Source organism: Adhaeribacter arboris (genome assembly GCF_003023845.1).
Classification (GTDB): domain Bacteria; phylum Bacteroidota; class Bacteroidia; order Cytophagales; family Hymenobacteraceae; genus Adhaeribacter; species Adhaeribacter arboris.
In genome coordinates this window covers 6491310-6509068 of record NZ_PYFT01000001.1, presented here as the reverse complement: position 1 = coordinate 6509068, position 17759 = coordinate 6491310, and the positions used below count along the sequence as shown (strand labels likewise).

Here is a 17759-nt window from a genome sequence, read left to right as displayed (position 1 = left end):
GCTGCGCGAGTTATTTTTAACGTTAAGCCTTCTAGGGATAGCTATTAACAAGGAAGGAGAGAATCCACTTCTTTTTCGCAGGCTTCTTTCAACAACATAAGGGATTTAGCCATATCTCGCTCCAGGGTTTTATTAAACCAATTCTGTAGTAGACTCGCTAACAGGCCTTCCATGCTTTCGCTTACTTCTACTTGGGTGTGCTCGCCTACCGCCTTAAAAGTCCAGTTATGAATGGCAAAAATGCCGTAAACCTTTCCGGTCCAGCCAAATTGTTGATTAGGATTTACCGTATGCAAGGTAGAATGAATTTTCATACCGCCTGTTTTCCAGTCAAAAGTAGTATTCGGCTCCAATGGCCCATTCAGTTGGGCGGTACTAACGGTTGTTAACCAGGTGCTCCAATTAGCAATGTCAGCTAACCGGGACCAAACCTGCCCGGGATGAGCTTCCACTATTATTTTTTTACTACATACTACCGGAGCTTTCCAATTGATTGCTGTCATTTTGTTAGTCTTTTAAGTAATTGTTTCTAAATAATTTACTTAAACAAACATCATTAAAAAACCAATCTTTCCACTTGACAAAAATCAAGAATTCAAAAAACTATTCTCTTTCTCAACCTGCTTAAGGTCTCGGGCATCATCCCCATCATCGAAGCTAAATATTGCAATGGCACCTGGTTAAACAATTCCGGACTTTGTTTAAATAAATGCCGGTAACGTTCTTCTGCGGTCATAGAAAGTAAGGCAAATATTCTATCTTCCAGAAAGGTAAAACAACGCGCAATAAATAATTTTTCTAAGTGGTGCCATTCAGGGATTAGTTGGCCTAAATTATTGTAGTCCGTTTTTTGGATAGTATACAGTTCGCAATTTGTGAGCGCTTGAATATTCCACCGGGTAGGCTGATGGAATATAATTCCGGCTAGGTCCGTTACAAAATAACCTTTCGTCGAAATCCACTGCGTAACTTCTTTCTCGGGGGTGGCCACGTAAACCCGGATGTACCCGGATTTATGGAAGCCTAATTGATTACAAACTTGACCGGTCTTTAAAAAAAGTCACCTTTCTTTATAGTAGTCAGCTGAAAGGAGAGGCTAATCTTTTCTAAATCTTGATGGTTTAAGCCAAAGTAAGAAGTAATATATTGCTCCAGTTCCGTCATAAATTTGCTGTGATTAATGAAAGTTATTTGTACTCTTGAGCCTTACCTTTGTCATGCTGATAGTAGATGAATAAAACCCTTCGTACTTTTTTAACGCCGAACGCCCTGCCTTTTTTAAGTTTTCTCTATTCGCTCCAGGGAGAATGTAAAATAGAGTCGCAGAAATCTTTTCTGTGAAAATGCGGAATCATAAATGCACATATATCGGCATTAATACTGCCATAGGTGGTATCCGTTTTATGTTTAAAGCCTTCAAAAAAAGTAGGTATCACCTTTTTCTTGAAATCAGTCCGGGGAAATTGTTGGATAATAGCCTCCCGGTGCTTTTCCGATACATGCTCATAACCTCTACCAACCACATCCAATGCTACTCCAAAATTTAATAAAGCCACTTCCGCTTCTTTAAATTCAGCAATGCCCGGCGTGGTATGTAAGGCAACCGAGTCCCAGACCAACTGAAGCGCCGGTTGTGAAAGTCCATGACTCTTCAAGAAATCGCGGGCGGCATTGGCTCCGTCTACTTCAAACCTCTTATCCGGACTGCTGTAATGCGGTGTGAGTCCCAGGTCATGAAAAACTGCGCTTACAAACAGGAGTTCAGGATCGTAGAGAATTTTATTTTGCTGCCCCTGCAAAGAAGCGAATAAAAAAGCGCGTAAGGAATGATTATAAAGAAATTCCTTACCATGTTCGAACAATAATTCGGTAGCCTGAGTGGCTATCGTGCTGTCAGGAATTTGTATACCAGCAACAACCTTCGGATTTTTTACTACCATAATCTTTCATTTTTAAAGGAAAAAAGCTGGGCAGATAAATACCAGGAATCTGGATTCAGCTACCCACAATATCACCTCTATTTTAATATGATGCAGGAGCAGGAGTCATGTGCGTGCTGATGGCAATTCGGTTCCAGGCATTTATAACTGCTACGGCCATTATCATTTGGGCAATATAGTTTGGCTCGAAAGCTTGTTCTGCCTTTTTGTACGTTTCCTCGGATAATCCGTGGTTGTGTATTAATGTAACTTCTTCTGTAATGGCTAAAATTACTTTTTCTTCCTCCGTAAATAAATCCGTTTCTCGCCAGGCATTCAGTAAAAAAATACGTTGCGGGGTTTCGCCGTTTTTAAGGGCATCTTTGGTGTGGAGATCAATACAATAAGCGCAGCCATTCATTTGAGAAGCACGAATTTTTATCAAATCTTTGTGCGTTTTGGTTAATTGGGTGGTCGCTAAATAAGCTTCCAAAGCGTACATGGCTTTATAGGCTTGCGGTTCGGTTTGGTTAATATTTACTCTTTTCATTTTTGATAGAATTAAATTTTGATACTACAAAGGTCAAAAACGAAAAGTAAATAAATCTTAAACTAGTTTAAGAACGGCTTTTACTTTTGGGTATACTTAGTTCATTCTTCTAATCCATTTAAAATGGATAAGTATTCTTACGGTAAATTGTACCCCGTTGGTACACCCTATTACTAAGAGGATTTAACCCCTTAGTTTATGTTCTCCCCTTTGTAAGTTCAAGTGCGTGAGCATTACCTACAAATAGAACAGTAAACAAAAAGCTCTGGCTAGGGTCAGAACTTTTTGTTTACTGTTCTATTTGTTACTCCCCGTTAAAATTCCTTTCACAGTTTGCTCATTTTACGTTTAGTAAAGGCTCCTTTAATTCAGGTAAATCAAACTTATACTTGCTGGTTATCAGCAACAGGAAGGCAAACCGGCCGATTTAAAGGCTTTTTATAGAAATAAACCGCCGCTACTACGATATAAGTAATGCCAAAAACCGTGGGTAGAATTTGACTATAGGGTTGATATTGGGGTAAAACCGTTCCGGTAAAGGCGGAAGTAATTGCAATGAAAGAGCTAACCAGCTTATAGATATGCTCCGTTATATACAGCTTTTGCCGCGTGACCCGGGAAAGAAAAAATCTACTTAAGTCATAGAGAGTTACCCAAAAGAGTGCTCCCAGAGTTGAATAGATGATAACAGGCGCCCAAAACATACCAATAGATTGAATGTAATAGAGGTAATAGCCGGCGGCACTCATTATCCCTACCGGTACTAACCCATCCAGTAATTGTGGCCTCCGGCCTTTTAAGCGCAGCGTTCTCACGCCACTAAAAGCTGTATAGCCACTTAAAAGCGTAATAATTAGTAAAAAAGTATTCCTTCTAAAAACAATAACGCCAAATAAACCCGTGAGAATAACGACACTTAAAGTCCAAAGAAAATAACGCCCGTACCGAATGTGCTTCTGATTTCCCTTGGCCAGAAAGAGTACCACGAACCCCGTAATTAAGGCCAAGGTTCCCGCTAGGATGTGTAAGCTAATGTTGAGGCGGTGTAAAGTTTCCATATTTTAACTTTTTCCCCGTAAGTAAAGCTAAAAGAGGCGCCTTCATCCAGTTTAATCAGATGAACGCTGGGTTTAAGAGGATGAACTACTAAATAAAAGGGACAGGTTCCGGGAATTAATACAAAGAACTATCTCTTAAATTTCGAACAGCCGCTTTAATTCCCCTTGGTAGGTACTGCCACTTTTAATGGTAGTTGCCGCGGCATCGGCCATGGTAAAGACGAAGCCCCCGTTGAAGTATTTGCGTATTTCCTGGATGTGATTTTGATTGATAAGGTAAGCGCGTTGAACCCGGATAAAATCCGCGGGTAGGCGTTCTTCTAAATACGAAAGCGGCTGGTCCAGCAAATACTTTTTCTTTACTAAATGCACGGTTACATACTTATCTTTCGCTTCTAAAAAAACAATTTCTTTTACTGGCACCAGGATAATTTGCTCCCCCGTTTTTACCGGAATTACTTTCAATTCCTTAACTGGCTGTAATTGCTCCAAGAGTGCCTGTAGCTGAGCCGGCGAGAGCGGATTTGGTTGCTGCCGCTCGAACAACCGTTGAATGGTCCGGGCTAGTCGCTCTGGTTCTACGGGTTTGAGCAAGTAATCCAGAGAATTTTCTTCGAAGGCTTTTATGGCATATTGTTCATACGCCGTTACGAATATGATTAAAGGTTGGAATTGCAATTCTTTCACTACCTGCAAGCCACTTTTACCCGGCATTTCAATATCCAAAAACACGACATCAGGCCGCCACCGTTCTATTTGTTGCTGGGCCTCATCGCCGTTACTCGCTTCGCCAATTATTTCTATTTGGGCATGGTAAGGTTGCAAGAGTTGCCGTAACCGGTGTCGCGCAATCGCCTCATCGTCTACCAGCAGAACGCTTCTTTTAAGTGACCGGGGAGTAAAGTCGGATTTGGACATACTTATCGGGATGATTATGAAGGGTAAAAGTATACTTATCAGGGTAAAGCAGGTTAAGCTTATCCAGGATACTTTGTAAACCAAAACCATATGGGAGGGGTTCTTTATAAGCGGGTCCTTCATCAGCCACCCGCAACACCAGCCATTCATTATCCTTAAAAACCTGTACGTCAATTTTACCGGGACCGGGCACTTGTTCAATACTATACTTAACGGCATTTTCCACGAGGGGCTGCAGCATAAAGGAGGGCACTTGTTCGTTCGTACAATTTTGGGCAATATCCCAGCGCGTTTGCAGCCGTTCTCCAAAACGAATTTGCTGCAGTTTTAAATAGGTCTGGCTAATCTCTACTTCTTCCTGCACCGTATGAAAGGTGTTGCTGGTTTTGTTCAGCGTAAAGCGGAAGAACTTCGATAAAAGCAGCACCATTTGTTCGGCCTGTCCGGGAGCAGAATAGATGAGTCCGGCAATCGTGTTGTGAACGTTGTAAAGAAAATGCGGATTAATTTTCGCTCGCAGCATTTCCAGTTCGGTTTGCGTTTGGAGTTGCTTTAACTGCAGGAGCTCAAATTGCTGTTTTTGAATTCTAGCATTCGTATGTTCTTTCCAAACTTCCTGCTGATAAATGGGAATGCCCGTAACAAATACAATGATAATGTTTAGAAAGTAAATGTTCTGGTTTTGGGTAAAGTGAAATTCCCGATGAAACAGCACCACTTCCCGCAACCAATGCGCTAACTCGGTACCTAAAATAGCGGCTAGTACCAGCAACAGCATCATCCCCAATAGCCGGAGCGATTCCAGTCGGATACCTCGCAAAACTACCTGCCGTTGGTAGATAAACAACATCATCAGGGAACCGATAGAGACACTGGAAAAGATAGAATTTAAAATAATAACGCTACTCTTATTTGGATTAGTCCAATAGAAATAGAGCCCGAAAACGGTTCCAATGATTAAAGATATTCCTACTACCTGGATGATACGATTCATGTGCTACCGGCTAAACTGCTTTGTCATTATTTCTCTTCTGTAGCCGTACAATCTAGGTAACGAAAACAAGTAGCCCAGGAAATACCCTGAATCTTCGCTTTTTCTTCCGGCCTTTTACTTGATCCCAAAAGTACTCTTGCCAACTTCGCTTTTTTCTTGGGCGAAATGCGTTAAAAAACCGGGTTTCCTTCCTGCCAGCTCACGTGCTTTGGCCTCTACTAAGCCAGCTTTGATCCTTTTTTAATGATCTCCTATAGAAACTCGGCTAAAGAAGCAGCATGTTAAAGGTAAAATATTCGGTGGAAGTAGCGGTATTAGTCCCGTCTTGTAGATTCACAAGGCCCACTCCTCTTTTATAAAAATCAGCTACCAGCAATTAAATCTTGGAGCGAATACCGGAGATACTCTAACTTTTTCTCCAAATCAAGCCGCTTCTTTAACCATATCCCTTGTTATTCAGTCTTACTTTTTTATTTAAACAAAAGCGGGGCAAAATTATAAAGGTTATTCCGCCATACGGGCCAGGTATGCCCACCCGGATATTCGGTATAGGTGTATTTTACTTTCATTTGATCAAACTTAGCGAGCATTTCTTTGCAATTTTGGTAAGCAATATCTTCTTTGCCGCCCATGGCTACCCACAGCAGTTTCAGGTTGTTGTTGATAGTGGCCATGTTATTCTGAATAAATTCGTATTGTGGATTAGATAAAGCGGGTTGGTTACTAAACCAGCCGGAGCTGAATACGCCCAAATAGTTAAATAATTGGGTATTGCGCATGCCGGCGTGTAAGGTTTGCAGACCACCCATGGATAAGCCCGCTAAGGCGCGATTTTTACCATCCGGTAAAGCCCGGTAATTTTTCTCCACGAAAGGAATAACGGCCTGCTTTAACTCGTTTTCAAAAACTTTAAAAGCATTTTCATTAAACCCGGACATGCCCATGTTACCATCGAGCATGACTACCAGCATGGGTTTGGCTTTTTTATCGGCAATTAAATTATCCAGGATTAAGTCGGTTTTACCTTGGGTGGCCCAGCCACGTTCGTCTTCGCCGCCGCCGTGCAAGAGGTACAGTACCGGATATTTTTCGGCAGTATTTTGGTCGTAGCCCGCTGGCGTATACACGTAAAACCGCCGCCAAGAATTGGTAACCGGCGAAAAGTAGCGTTTTATCCGCACCTCGCCGTGGGGCACCTCTTTTTCGGCATAATACGCACCACCCCGGAAAGGGATTTCAATGCCGCTGGCCTGCCGACCCATACCGTAAAACGTTTCGCTGGCGGGGTCAGCCAGGGCCACGTCATCTACTAGTAAAGAGTAATAATGAAAACCTTCGCCGATAGAATCGGTGGTTACTTCCCAGAAACCATCGGTTTGCTTTACCATATCGTACTTTTTACCCAGATCAATCTGCACTTTTTGCGCTTCGGGCGCTTTCGTCCGGAAAACTACCCGATTGTCGGGCAGAATTTGCGGGTACTTCGCCGACCGGATGTTGGTGGCCGCCGGGGTACCTAAAACCGTGTACTTGTTCAAAGCGGCCGTATTCACCGGTTTGAACAAGAACTGCGAGAACATATACAATCCGTTTTTCCAGACTTTAAAATCGTGCCCGCCCGGCTCTACGTAATACACGTGCGGTACATTGTTGGTAAATAAATAATCGTGGGTGCGCTTGCTGAAGGTAATCAGGCCATCCTGGTCGCCGCAGGAAATCCAGAGTAGTTTTAATTTCTTTTTCGCCTCGGCGGGGCTCGGCATTAGTTCTTCCGGTTTTTTGGTGTTAGGCGCCGAAGAGAACCCACCAACCCAGGCAAATTTATCTAAGTTACCCAAACCAAAATTTAAAGATTGTCCGCCGCCCATCGATAAGCCGGCAATGGCCCGATTTTCCCGTTCTTTCCGCACCGGATACTTTTTCTCGATGTACGGAATTAAGTCGTTGAGTAAATCTTTATCGAAAGTAGCAAAGGCTTGCACTTTATCGGGATCGAAAACATTGCCTACGGCCCGGTCGTCTTTCATGGCCCGGCCGTTCGGCAGCACCACTATCATGGGTTGTACTTTTTTCTGGGCGTACAGATTATCCAGAATTACCTGGGGCTGCCCGCCTTTCAACCATTCTTTCTCGTCGCCGCCAATGCCGTGTAATAAATACAGCACCGGGTATTTTTTACTTTTGGAATATCCGGGTGGCGTGTATACTAAAGCCCGGCGTTTGGTACCCACCGTTTTAGAATCGTAGGTAATGGTGTCTATTTTCCCGTGAGCTATAGAGGGTTGTACCACGTCGAAATCCGGGGGAGCTTCTTTTTCGATGTTCTGGGATTTGGCGGCTCCACTCAACAGCAGAAAAACAACAAGTAGGGTATAAAAATGCTTCATGTTGATTGATTAGTTTTTAGCAGACTTTTAAAAAACATCCCGGTAATACTGGCCTCAGCGGTACCCGAAAGACTTTAGCGATTTAATTCTTAAATAATTGCGGTAAAGAACTAGCCAGGAACAATTTACAATTCATCCAAGTATGGCCGCCTTCCGAAATAAATGTTTCGTGTTTGATTTTCTTTTCATCCAGCACTTTCAGGTAATCTGTAACTACCGGGTACAACATATCTTCTTTCCCTACTCCAATCCAAAATAATTTTAACTGTTGGTTGGTTTGCGCTGGATTAGCAAAGGCCACGGCATTGTTGCGGTCGAATTCTTCTTTGAGCATGCCCGGTGCAAAACCGCAAACCCAGCCAAACATTTCCGGATTGTTCAGGCCCAAATACAAGGTTTCGCCGCCACCGCCCGAAAAGCCGGCAATGGCCCGACTGTTCTTGTCTTTCTTCACGCGATAATTTTGCTCCACAAAAGGCAGCAGGTTATTCTGGAAGTCTTTTTTAAATTCTTGTAGATTTTCCCAATTCCGGAGGCTACCAGACGATTTACTGATTACCGGATACGCCCGACCGTAAGGCATCACAATAATCATGGGCTGCGCCTTACTTTGGGCAATCAGGTTATCCAGGTTCAGGTTAGCGCGACCTACTTTGGTCCAGGTTTCTTCGGTGTCGGTGGTGCCGTGCAAGAGGGAAAAAACTGGGTATTTCATAACTTGTTCTTTCTCGTAACCCGGCGGCGTATAAATCACGACCGGTCGGGTACCTAATTCCTTGGAATTACAATAGCGGTATGCCAGGGTACCGTGCGGCACATTTCGCAGCGTATGTACCAAAGGCGTTTTACCGGTAATCTCCACGACACTGTTCTGAAAACCTTCGTTGGGGAAAATGGCGGAGTTTTTAGGGTCGGCCACTGTAGTACCATCTACCACAAAGCTGTACGGGTACATATCGGGTTTAACGGTACCAACTGTTACGCTCCAGATTCCGGCCGCGTCTTTGGTCATTGATACAGGTTTTTTTCAAACTGGGCGTTTAATTTTACTTCTTTGGCTGCGGGCGCCAGATACCGGAAGGTAACCGTATTGTCCGGGTGCACTTCGGGCGAAACTACAACGGGCGTATTAATACCTTGACCCAAAACCAGGCTGGGTATAGCCCATAGGGCTACCCGACACAGTAATTTTACGAGAAGCTTTTTATGCATGATGTTACAAGGTAGTAAACACAAAAATTTAAAAGAGCCAAAATGGTGACAGGTATTGTCATTGAAAATATAATAGACAAAGCACTTGCTTGATGAAGGTTGGCTTCAGGTTTAATTATTTGTTAAATAGCAGCGGAGCCATTTGGTAAAGGCTACGGCGCCAGGTTTGAAACTCGTGCGCGGTTCCCGGAGAAACATAAGTGCTTACTTTGTAGCTGGCCGCTTTTAAATCCGCTTCCACTTGGGGCAGTGCTTCGGCTCCGCGGGTTTCTTTGCTACCGTAAGTAATAAACAAAAGCTTCGGTTTCATTTTGCCTTGTAGCTCATCCGGCTTATAGTTACCCCCACTCATTAATCCCCAGTAACCAAAAACTTCTGGTTTATTTAAAGTGATTGTGTGGGTTTCGAACCCGCCCATGGAAAGACCAGCCATGGCCCGATTGTCGCGGTTCGCGATAGTGCGGAAATGAGAATCCACGTAAGGTATTAACTCATCTAGTAAAACTGTCTGAAAAGCGGCCACACCCGTAGGTTCGCCGGCTGTTACGCCATTGGGCACTACACCAGGTGCGCCCATACCAGGACGTGGAGCCGGAGCAGCACCAGCTGCCGGCGGAGTGGTACCCGCCGCCGTGGCATTGGCCGCCGGACGTGGTGGTCCTGGTCTACCACCGGTATTCGTCATGCCATAGGTCATCACCACGATAAATGGTTTTATGCGGCCTTCGGCAATCATGTTGTCCATAATCAGATTCGTCTTGCCTTGAATCGCCCAGGATGTTTCATTTTCACCCCACCCGTGTTGCAGGTATAATACCGGATATTTGGTATTGCCTTTTTCGTACCCCGGCGGCGTATACACATTAGCAACCCGGGAAGTTTTCGTGCTTTTGGAAGGAAATAGTACTTGGTGCACATGGCCGTGTGGCACATCTTTCAAGGCATAAAAGTCCTGATCTTTGGCTGGTATTTCCACACCGCTTTCCCAACGTTGCGAGCCATAAAAGTTGCCGGTGCCAGGATCATTATAAATGCCGCCATCCACGACTAAGTGGTAGTAGTGAAAGCCTTCATCCATCGGACCGGCGGTGGTTCCGGTAAAGGCCCCATCCGCGCCTTTGGTTAATCGGGTCCCGCCCCGACCGCCCAAGCCCAGGGTTACACGCACGCTGTCGGCCTGGGGCGCTACTATCCGGAAACGGACATACCCCTGGGAGTTTACCTGGGGATATTCCTGAAAGGGCTGGTTAAAAGCAGACGGTTTAAAATCGTCTTTTACGGCGGCCTGGTCTTGCGCCAGCGCCAAACTACTGGTGAAGGCAGCAACCGCTAAGCTTGCTAAAATTTTAATTTTCATGGGTTATAGTTTAGGAGTGGATGATGTATTATGGCTGAATATCGTTAGCAGAGGTGGCGTACAAACCAATCAATGACCCGGTAAACCCACCGGCTACATTGGTGGAAAGAATATCCCCGGAAACGGTACCGCCGATATTTTTAAAAGTTTGGCTATCCGTGCTGTAACCAAACTGATAATCATCGCCCTGCGCCAATACCTGTAACTGAATGGGTTTCCGAACATCCACTTTTTCGCTGGCCAGCATGGTGGTGTTGCCTTTTTCGGTGCGGGCCAGCACCAGGTAGTTTTCGTTGCCCTTTTTAGTAAGACCTAACACGTAATTAAATTTTTCGCTTTGGTAACAAGCCAGTCCGGCCAAATCTTTTTCGGATTTGGGCGCGTATTTTAAAGTTACCGTGGTTTCGAAATTGTTATGTTGCTGCCGGTACCACAACGCCGAAATAGGGGCTACTTCTTTAACGCTTTTAGCAAAAGGCGTGATTTGCAAGCCGGTTTGGCCGGTGCTAATAAACTCTTCGCGCGGGCCGCGCATGCCAATCCAGCGGTAATCCAGGGTTTTAGCGGTAAAGTTGTCGGTGAAGGTAAAGTTACCGTTCGGGAAGAAACCGTTTTGCCCGGTTTGGTTTTTTATCCCGGCCGGTACTTTTAATTTCGGTTTTAAAGGCACCAAACCGTTTTCGAATACCGGAAACTCGCCGCTCCAGTCTACGGGCAGTATAAAGGTTTCTCGGCCGGCGTTTACGCGGTCTTTTTCGTTAGGCCGGATACCTAAAAATACGGCGTAATACTTCCCGTCTGGACCTTCCGTTAAATCGGCGTGGCCGGTCCAGTCCATTTTGTTCGGCCGGTTCTTCGGAAAATACCGTTGGGTGAGAATCGGGTTGTTTTTAGCGGGTATATAAGGCCCCATTACGTTGTCACTGGAAAAAATTACTTCGGTGTGGTTATCGCCGGTACCGCCCTGGGCGCACATTAAATAGTAGCGGTTGTTCTTTTTGTAAATATGCGGCGCTTCAATCCAGATGGGTTTTTGGGTAATATCGGTACCGCCATTCACAATAATTCTGTCGGTGCCGGCTACTACCTGGTCTTTTTGCACATCGTACTCCCAGATTTTAATTACCCGGTGGCCCTCGTACTGTTCGGTACCTTTGGGCGGCGCATCGTTGTGTACCACGTAGGCTTTTCCGTTATCCTCGAAAAACAGCGAGGGGTCAATGCCGTTAAATTGCTGTTTCACCGGGTCGCTCCAGCCTTTTGCCGGGTCTTTAGTTTTTACCACGATGTTCCCCATCCCTCCGGAAAACTGGGTAGTGATCATGTAAAAAGTATCGTTGTTCTTGTTGTATTTGATATCAGGCGCGTACACGCCGGCCGAAATACCCGAGGTTTCTACTTTTAACTGCGTAGTCCGGTCTAGGACATGGCCAATTTGTTTCCAGTTTACCAGGTCTTGGGAATGGAAAATGGGCACGCCCGGAAACATGGCGAAAGAAGAATTTACCAGGTAATAATCTTTTCCTTTCCGCACAATGCTGGGATCGGGATAACAGCCTTGCAGAATAGGAGTATAAAACTCGTCGGGCTGCAGCGGATTGTTCTGGTAAATAGCGTCGGCGCCTTTATAAGAAAACTGCGAGAAAACCGGAGCATCTTTGGCGCTCTTTTTGGTGCCTTGCGCGAAAGCGGAAGAAGCGTAGCAAATAGTAACCAGAAATACGCCTAAATAGGGCTTGAGCAAAAAAGCAAAATTAAACCTGTGATTTTTCATTATTTACATGAAGCTATCAAGCAATGTAAAGAGTAATTGTAAAAAATACAATAAAGTACTCCATAATTAATTGTCATAATGGCAATTAATTATGGGGGCACCGGAAAGCCAGTATCTTTTTTTAAAAAAAAAGGCTTTATTGCGCGGTTAACGTGTAAGTTTTACCGGCCTGTGTGGGCACATCGTACAGCAACGTTTCTTTTAAATTCACCGGAGTGATGGTGGCTTGGGTAGCTAGTAAGGCGGCAGGTGTTTCCTCCACGGAGTAAAAAGAATTAGGATTGGTACCAGTAGCTTTTTTCAAGGTGCCACCGGCTAATGCAAGCGCATTGGGCACCCGCAACCGCAGATTTCCGCCCAGTTTAGATTTAACCACTGCTTTTACCACTTGGCCATTTTTCCATTGCAGGCTTTCAATTTCGAAACCGCCAATGGCCCGCAAACCGCTGATGCTGCCACTAGCCTGCCATACATCCGGTAGGGCCGGAATTAAGTGCACTTCGCCGTTGGCACTTTGCAGCAGCATTTCGGTAATGCCGGAAGTACAGCCAAAATTGCCGTCGATCTGGAAGGGCGGGTGAGCGTCAAATAAATTATTATAAGTACCGCCACCTTCTCCAAACTGTCTTTCACTTATTTTTACCGGTGATAGCTGCGCCTGAATTAATTTATACGCGTGGTTCCCATCCAGTAATCGGGCCCACCAGTTTACTTTCCAGCCCATACTCCAGCCCGTAGACACATCGCCGCGGTGCGTTAATGTGGTTTTAGCGGCACTGTATAACTGAGGGGTACGGTACGGCGAAATCTGGTTAGAAGGGTATAAACCGTAAAGGTGCGAAATATGCCGGTGCTTATCCTGCGGGTCATCAATATCGTCGAGCCATTCCTGTAACTGGCCGTGCTTCCCAACTTGCATCGGGGGCAAACGTTTCCGCATTTGTTTTAAGGTATCGGCGAAAGCAACATCTTTTTTTAAAATTTCGGCCGCTTTTATAGTGGTGCTGAATATGTCAAACACAATCTGGTTGGTCATGGTAGTACCCGCGTCCAGGGAGGAGTTCTGGTGGGCCGCTGGGGCATTTTCCGGCGACATATCGGGGTTGATAACCAGCCACTTTTTAGTAGGATGCTCGACTAAGAAATCCACGTAAAAAGTAGAAGCTTCTTTTAAAACCGGGTACACCGAGGCCAGAAAAGCTTTATCGCCGCTGTATAAATAATGTTCCCACAAATGCTGGCTGGTCCAGCCGCCGGCGCCGTTCCAGATGCCCCAGGTAGCGCCGTCAATGGCTCCGGTAAACCGCCAGATATCGGTGTTGTGGTGCGCGGCCCAGCCGCGGGCCCCGTACATTTCTTTGGCCGTTTGCCGGCCCGTAACGGCTAAATCTTTTACCAATTGCAGAAAGGGTTCGTGCAACTCCGCCAAGTTGGTTTTTTCGGCGGGCCAGTAATTCATTTGGGCGTTAATGTTAATGGTGTATTTACTATCCCAAGGAGGCCGCACTTTATTGTTCCAGATGCCCTGCAGGTTAGCCGCCTGCCCACCCGGCTGCGACGAAGAAATTAACAAGTACCGGCCAAACTGATAATATAAGGTTACCATCTGCGGGTCATTCACGGTAGCAAATTGTTTTAACCGTTCGTCGGTGGGCAAATTGGCGGATTCGGTACTACCCAGGTCCAGCTTTACCCGGTTAAAGTATTTCTGGTAGGCGGCAACGTGCGCCGGTAAAATAGCCGCGTAAGATTTCGGGTAAGCTTTATTTAAATAATCGGCTGCCCGTTTGTTAGCGTCGCCGCTGATATCGTGGTAATTGTTAAAGTTGGTGGCAATGGAAATGTATATGGTAGCGGTGTTGGCATTTTTAATAATCAGCGAAGTATCGTTGGTGGTAAGGGCGCCCCCATCCAGTTTAATCCGGGCAATGCCTTTAAAATTTACCATTCCTTTTACCCCGTCCTGGTCCGAGGTGGTACCGGCAGTGGTTAGCTCCTTGGCAGCGGTGGTCTGTACGACGGTTTTGGGTAAGGGCTTGGTAAAGGATGTGTTAAAAGAAAGACTACCTGGTTTACTGGCCGTTAAGCGCATCACCACTACCCGGTCCGGGAAAGAAGCTAAGGCTTCGCGGGTATAGGTTACGCCATTGGCCGTGTAGCTAGTTTTCGTAACCGCTTTTTCAATATCCAGTTCCCGGTAATAATTAGAATAGTTCTCGTGACCGCTGAAGGTAAGCTGCAGATTACCCACCGGCTGAAACATTTGCCCGTGCGACTTTTTGGTGATAATAGCCTGGTTGGCTATTTTTTCGGCTTCTTTTTGTTTGCCGGCAAAAATTAATTGGCGAATTCTGGCTAAAGAATCCAGCGGCATCGGGTTATCGTTCCGGTTGGGACTGCCGCTCCAAACGGTATGCTCGTTTAGCTGAATAATTTCTTGCTCTACATTCCCGTAAACCATGGCGCCCAGCCGGCCATTGCCAATGGGTAAGGCATTTTCCCAGGTAGTGCCCGACGGGGTTTTGTACCACAGCTTTAAACCGGTTTTAGTTTGGGAAAAGCCGACGAAGGTACTTAAAAGTAAAAAAAACAATAGTATGCTTCTCATAGGAATACACGTAAAGTATTTAGGTAGCGATCAATTTTAAAATTTAGTTTACCCCGATATTTTTTCAATATTTCATTTACACCATCGAAGGAATTTATCAGTTTTCCTGTTCTCTTTCTTCTAAAAACAGATGCTATCTATCCTATTAGGAATTGTACATGTGAAACCTCTAATTTTAAATCCTAGACCATTTTCATTATTAAACTACCCTTATCCTACATCTCTGCATTGTTTAAGAACATGGATGGGAACATGATTTAAAGGATTACATTTGTTTGTACAAACTTTAAAAAGAAACCACTTTATTTAAAGTGTAAAAACAACAATTATAAAAAAAGCAAAAAATTTTAGTTCTACCGAATAAAATTTTAACAAGTGTGTAAAGTACAGTTAATATTGAGAAAACAAAAAAATTTTAGATATTTAAATTTTTTGGCCACTTGAAGGTAATTGTCTGACTTTAAAACCAACGTTGCGTTTACAAGTATTAAAGCTCTTAATTGCCATTTACCCTTATAAAAACTGGCTTAAATATCGCCCAAGTTTATTTCGGAAAAGGTAGAATTATATGTTTTATGGAGTTTTAATTGGGCATGCTTGAGGTAAAAGTTGACGCACTAATTGCTCATTCCAAAGTATTATTCAGGAACAGATTACCAGTTTTATTTTGCTTCCTTTAAACGAGTAGTTAATTTTTGGTGGAAATTTTTTCCTCAATATGGAAGAAATCGAAATCAGCGTATCCGCCCGTAACTTTGGTAGCATAGGTAAACAACCCAAACCGGTAACCCATAAAGTGGGGAATAGTATAAGCCATTTTTAGTTGGGTTCCGATAGATTTCCACGTTTTACCATCGAGGCTGTAAAAGAAATTAGCTACGTCTTTTTTGTCGGTGAAATTGCATTCCGCCTTGAAGTAAATTATTTTTTGCGTAAGTGGAATGCTTTGTGCTTCTACGGGTTTACCGGTGCTAGCATTAATCATTACAATAGCTTTGCTGGTACCATTTACTTTAACCCCCACTAATCCATAATTTTTCTGCAATAAGGCCAAGCCGGCAAAGTCACCATCCTTCAGGTTCGAAACATCCAATGCGGTACTGCCCGAAGATACCGGACCGATGGTGCGTTGGGTTAAGGTATTTTTTGCAAATACAAAGGAAGTATCTATTCTTCCAGTTTTCAGACGCAGGTAACCTGGTCTTTCCTTAACCGACCAAAGTTTATTATTGGGGTTATGATTCCACTGCCACACCAACGGCAAAGCTGGTTCGCCCGCTTTCCGGGTAAATTCATCGGAGGCCACAATGCCCGGAATTAATCCTTTACTGGCTGGCAGGTTAAGCGCTTCCGGTACCTTGCCATTAATCCCAATTATCGGCCAACCGTCTTCCCATTTCACCGGCACTAAGTACGGAATACGCCCTACCGCCCCGTAATCGCGGAACAAATAAGCGTACCAGTTACCTTTGGCATCATCTATTAAGCCGCCTTGCGCTACTCCTATATCCTGCAAACCAATGTGGCCTTCGTAGGGTCCGGTAATTTTATCTGCCCGATGAATGACCACCGTGCGCATGCCGCCTTGGGGCCAGGTAATGTTAAACAGGTAGTATTTGCCTTTAACTTTAAACAACTGAGAACCTTCAGCCGGGAGGCCGCCGTTACCCGAAGGAGCACTGGCATTTTCTATAATCACTTGTTCCGTTGTGCCTGGTTTTACACCGGAAACATCAGCCGTTAATTCTACCATTTTAAGCTTACCACCGCCATATATCAGGTATACCCGGTCGTCATCATCGAAGAATAAAGAATTATCGTGGTAGGAGGGCGGAAAAGAAACTGCTTTCCAAGGGCCTTTTTGCAAATTTTTGGTGGAGTAAATATGCGTTTTGCCCGTAGTTTGGGCAAATGTAGACACATAGTAAGTGCCGTTATGAAAGCGTAAACTACTGGCCCAGGAACCTTTACCGTACGTACTTTTTCCGTTTTCCAAATTCAGCTCATCCTTGCTCGCCAATGTATCGTATGCGTAATTCACCAGCCCCCAGTTTACCAGATCAGTTGATTTCATGATGGGTATCCCCGGACTCAGGTGCATGGTGGTACTGCTCATGTAATACACACTTCCTACCCGAATAATCGAAATATCGGGCACATCGGCAAAAATAATCGGGTTCCAAGCGCTTTGTCCTTGAGTGGCAAATGTCAGATAGAGGTAAATAAGGGTAAGAAAACCAAGTCGTAATGATTTCTGGTTCATGCGTATAGGAAAGGCCACGTCCAAATAAATTAATACTGAGAAGTTATATTTTATATTCGATTACAGTGGCTAAATAACCCTATAACCACTTTTTTACTCCATTGGTCCTATTAACTCAATGAATGTTCCATCGGGATCTTGCACCAGAACAAAGTGCGATTTCTGGTCTAATAGGATGGGTGTACTTCCCAGGAACTTTACCTGCTTGGCTTTTAATCTTTCTATTACCGGTTTTAAGGCTTTCACATTAATGGTAATGTATTGTACCCCAGTGTCATCTTGAATAAAGTTTTGTTTGGGATGGCTGCCCTTTTTGCCGAAGCTCATTAGTTTCCACTCGTTAGCCTCCGGGCTATTCTCCAATTTTAACACGGTTACTTCCGTAGCAACCCCGTTCGAAAGGCCGGAACGTTTCCCAAAATCAGCATTAATGGTAAAGTTAAAGGCTTTTACCATGCCTATACCGTTTACATAAAAGTCTAAAGACTTATCTATATCCGACACCACTACGCCGGAACCGATCAACTTACTGCTGAAATCTGATTGGGCCAAGGCAGAAAAGCTCATTAGCCAAGCCGCTACCAGTAAGGAAATATTTACTAAAGATTTTTTCATGTAGTTTAATGGGTATTAAAGTTCGGAAACCAATTTTTTGGTAAAAATTTTAAATTCAGGAACGCGTATTAAATAAGATGTGGTTGAAGGATTATTAAACCCAT

At 44.4% G+C, this 17759-nt stretch carries 15 protein-coding genes; all 15 read right to left on the bottom strand.

The features are described from left to right. Positions 1 to 44: 44 nt before the first annotated feature. The 15 genes from AHMF7605_RS26330 to AHMF7605_RS26265 all read right to left on the bottom strand — a co-directional run bounded on the left by AHMF7605_RS26330 (position 45) and on the right by AHMF7605_RS26265 (position 17655). The gene (locus tag AHMF7605_RS26330) at positions 45 to 503 is read right to left on the bottom strand and encodes an SRPBCC family protein (protein WP_106932928.1); all 459 of its coding nucleotides are present in this window, start codon (positions 501 to 503) and stop codon (positions 45 to 47) included. A 92-nt stretch (positions 504 to 595) separates the two neighbouring features. Further along, positions 596 to 991 carry a Crp/Fnr family transcriptional regulator gene (locus AHMF7605_RS26325; RefSeq protein ID WP_317046563.1) on the bottom strand — a complete coding sequence of 132 codons (396 nt, stop codon included), beginning with the start codon at positions 989 to 991 and terminating at the stop codon, positions 596 to 598. 298 nt (positions 992 to 1289) lie between these two features. Then, a complete protein-coding gene (locus AHMF7605_RS26320) occupies positions 1290 to 1940 on the bottom strand; it encodes an HD domain-containing protein (RefSeq protein ID WP_106932926.1) in 651 nt (216 codons plus the stop codon). A gap of 82 nt (positions 1941 to 2022) precedes the next feature. Further along, positions 2023 to 2469, bottom strand: coding sequence for a carboxymuconolactone decarboxylase family protein (locus AHMF7605_RS26315; protein WP_106932925.1), 447 nt, complete (start codon positions 2467 to 2469; stop codon positions 2023 to 2025). 383 nt (positions 2470 to 2852) lie between these two features. After that, positions 2853 to 3527 carry a hypothetical protein gene (locus tag AHMF7605_RS26310; RefSeq protein ID WP_106932924.1) on the bottom strand — a complete coding sequence of 225 codons (675 nt, stop codon included), beginning with the start codon at positions 3525 to 3527 and terminating at the stop codon, positions 2853 to 2855. 135 nt (positions 3528 to 3662) lie between these two features. Beyond that, complete coding sequence (locus AHMF7605_RS26305; RefSeq protein ID WP_158267627.1) at positions 3663 to 4445, bottom strand: LytR/AlgR family response regulator transcription factor; 783 nt, start codon at positions 4443 to 4445, stop codon at positions 3663 to 3665. After that, a complete protein-coding gene (locus AHMF7605_RS26300) occupies positions 4411 to 5439 on the bottom strand; it encodes a sensor histidine kinase (protein WP_106932922.1) in 1029 nt (342 codons plus the stop codon). Before AHMF7605_RS26300 ends, AHMF7605_RS26305 begins: the two co-directional genes overlap by 35 nt. A 470-nt stretch (positions 5440 to 5909) precedes the next feature. After that, entirely contained in the window at positions 5910 to 7826 is a 1917-nt protein-coding gene (locus tag AHMF7605_RS26295; protein ID WP_106932921.1) for an alpha/beta hydrolase-fold protein, read from the bottom strand. An 82-nt stretch (positions 7827 to 7908) separates the two neighbouring features. Beyond that, a complete protein-coding gene (locus tag AHMF7605_RS26290; protein WP_233219262.1) occupies positions 7909 to 8838 on the bottom strand; it encodes an alpha/beta hydrolase-fold protein in 930 nt (309 codons plus the stop codon). Next, positions 8835 to 9038, bottom strand: coding sequence for a hypothetical protein (locus AHMF7605_RS30675; RefSeq protein WP_233219261.1), 204 nt, complete (start codon positions 9036 to 9038; stop codon positions 8835 to 8837). Before AHMF7605_RS30675 ends, AHMF7605_RS26290 begins: the two co-directional genes overlap by 4 nt. 115 nt (positions 9039 to 9153) lie before the next feature. After that, entirely contained in the window at positions 9154 to 10395 is a 1242-nt protein-coding gene (locus AHMF7605_RS30670) for an alpha/beta hydrolase (protein ID WP_233219260.1), read from the bottom strand. Between the two features lie 28 nt (positions 10396 to 10423). Further along, positions 10424 to 12169: a glycoside hydrolase family 43 protein gene (locus tag AHMF7605_RS26280; RefSeq protein ID WP_106932920.1), complete on the bottom strand. Its 1746-nt coding sequence runs from the start codon at positions 12167 to 12169 to the stop codon at positions 10424 to 10426. A 136-nt stretch (positions 12170 to 12305) separates the two neighbouring features. Beyond that, entirely contained in the window at positions 12306 to 14777 is a 2472-nt protein-coding gene (locus tag AHMF7605_RS26275) for a glycoside hydrolase family 95 protein (protein ID WP_106932919.1), read from the bottom strand. A gap of 688 nt (positions 14778 to 15465) precedes the next feature. Next, entirely contained in the window at positions 15466 to 17040 is a 1575-nt protein-coding gene (locus AHMF7605_RS26270) for a glycoside hydrolase family 43 protein (RefSeq protein ID WP_106932918.1), read from the bottom strand. 93 nt (positions 17041 to 17133) lie between these two features. Beyond that, positions 17134 to 17655 carry a VOC family protein gene (locus tag AHMF7605_RS26265; protein WP_106932917.1) on the bottom strand — a complete coding sequence of 174 codons (522 nt, stop codon included), beginning with the start codon at positions 17653 to 17655 and terminating at the stop codon, positions 17134 to 17136. Positions 17656 to 17759: the final 104 nt, after the last annotated feature.

What these genes read in the sequence shown, in the direction of transcription:
- AHMF7605_RS26330 (WP_106932928.1), bottom strand. Translation starts at nt 503, where the DNA reads ATGACAGCAATCAATTGGAAAGCTCCGGTAGTATGTAGTAAAAAAATA.
- AHMF7605_RS26320 (WP_106932926.1), bottom strand. Translation starts at nt 1,940, where the DNA reads ATGGTAGTAAAAAATCCGAAGGTTGTTGCTGGTATACAAATTCCTGAC.
- AHMF7605_RS26315 (WP_106932925.1), bottom strand. Translation starts at nt 2,469, where the DNA reads ATGAAAAGAGTAAATATTAACCAAACCGAACCGCAAGCCTATAAAGCC.
- AHMF7605_RS26310 (WP_106932924.1), bottom strand. Translation starts at nt 3,527, where the DNA reads ATGGAAACTTTACACCGCCTCAACATTAGCTTACACATCCTAGCGGGA.
- AHMF7605_RS26305 (WP_158267627.1), bottom strand. Translation starts at nt 4,445, where the DNA reads ATGTCCAAATCCGACTTTACTCCCCGGTCACTTAAAAGAAGCGTTCTG.
- AHMF7605_RS26300 (WP_106932922.1), bottom strand. Translation starts at nt 5,439, where the DNA reads ATGAATCGTATCATCCAGGTAGTAGGAATATCTTTAATCATTGGAACC.
- AHMF7605_RS26295 (WP_106932921.1), bottom strand. Translation starts at nt 7,826, where the DNA reads ATGAAGCATTTTTATACCCTACTTGTTGTTTTTCTGCTGTTGAGTGGA.
- AHMF7605_RS26290 (WP_233219262.1), bottom strand. Translation starts at nt 8,838, where the DNA reads ATGACCAAAGACGCGGCCGGAATCTGGAGCGTAACAGTTGGTACCGTT.
- AHMF7605_RS30675 (WP_233219261.1), bottom strand. Translation starts at nt 9,038, where the DNA reads ATGCATAAAAAGCTTCTCGTAAAATTACTGTGTCGGGTAGCCCTATGG.
- AHMF7605_RS30670 (WP_233219260.1), bottom strand. Translation starts at nt 10,395, where the DNA reads ATGAAAATTAAAATTTTAGCAAGCTTAGCGGTTGCTGCCTTCACCAGT.
- AHMF7605_RS26280 (WP_106932920.1), bottom strand. Translation starts at nt 12,169, where the DNA reads ATGAAAAATCACAGGTTTAATTTTGCTTTTTTGCTCAAGCCCTATTTA.
- AHMF7605_RS26275 (WP_106932919.1), bottom strand. Translation starts at nt 14,777, where the DNA reads ATGAGAAGCATACTATTGTTTTTTTTACTTTTAAGTACCTTCGTCGGC.
- AHMF7605_RS26270 (WP_106932918.1), bottom strand. Translation starts at nt 17,040, where the DNA reads ATGAACCAGAAATCATTACGACTTGGTTTTCTTACCCTTATTTACCTC.
- AHMF7605_RS26265 (WP_106932917.1), bottom strand. Translation starts at nt 17,655, where the DNA reads ATGAAAAAATCTTTAGTAAATATTTCCTTACTGGTAGCGGCTTGGCTA.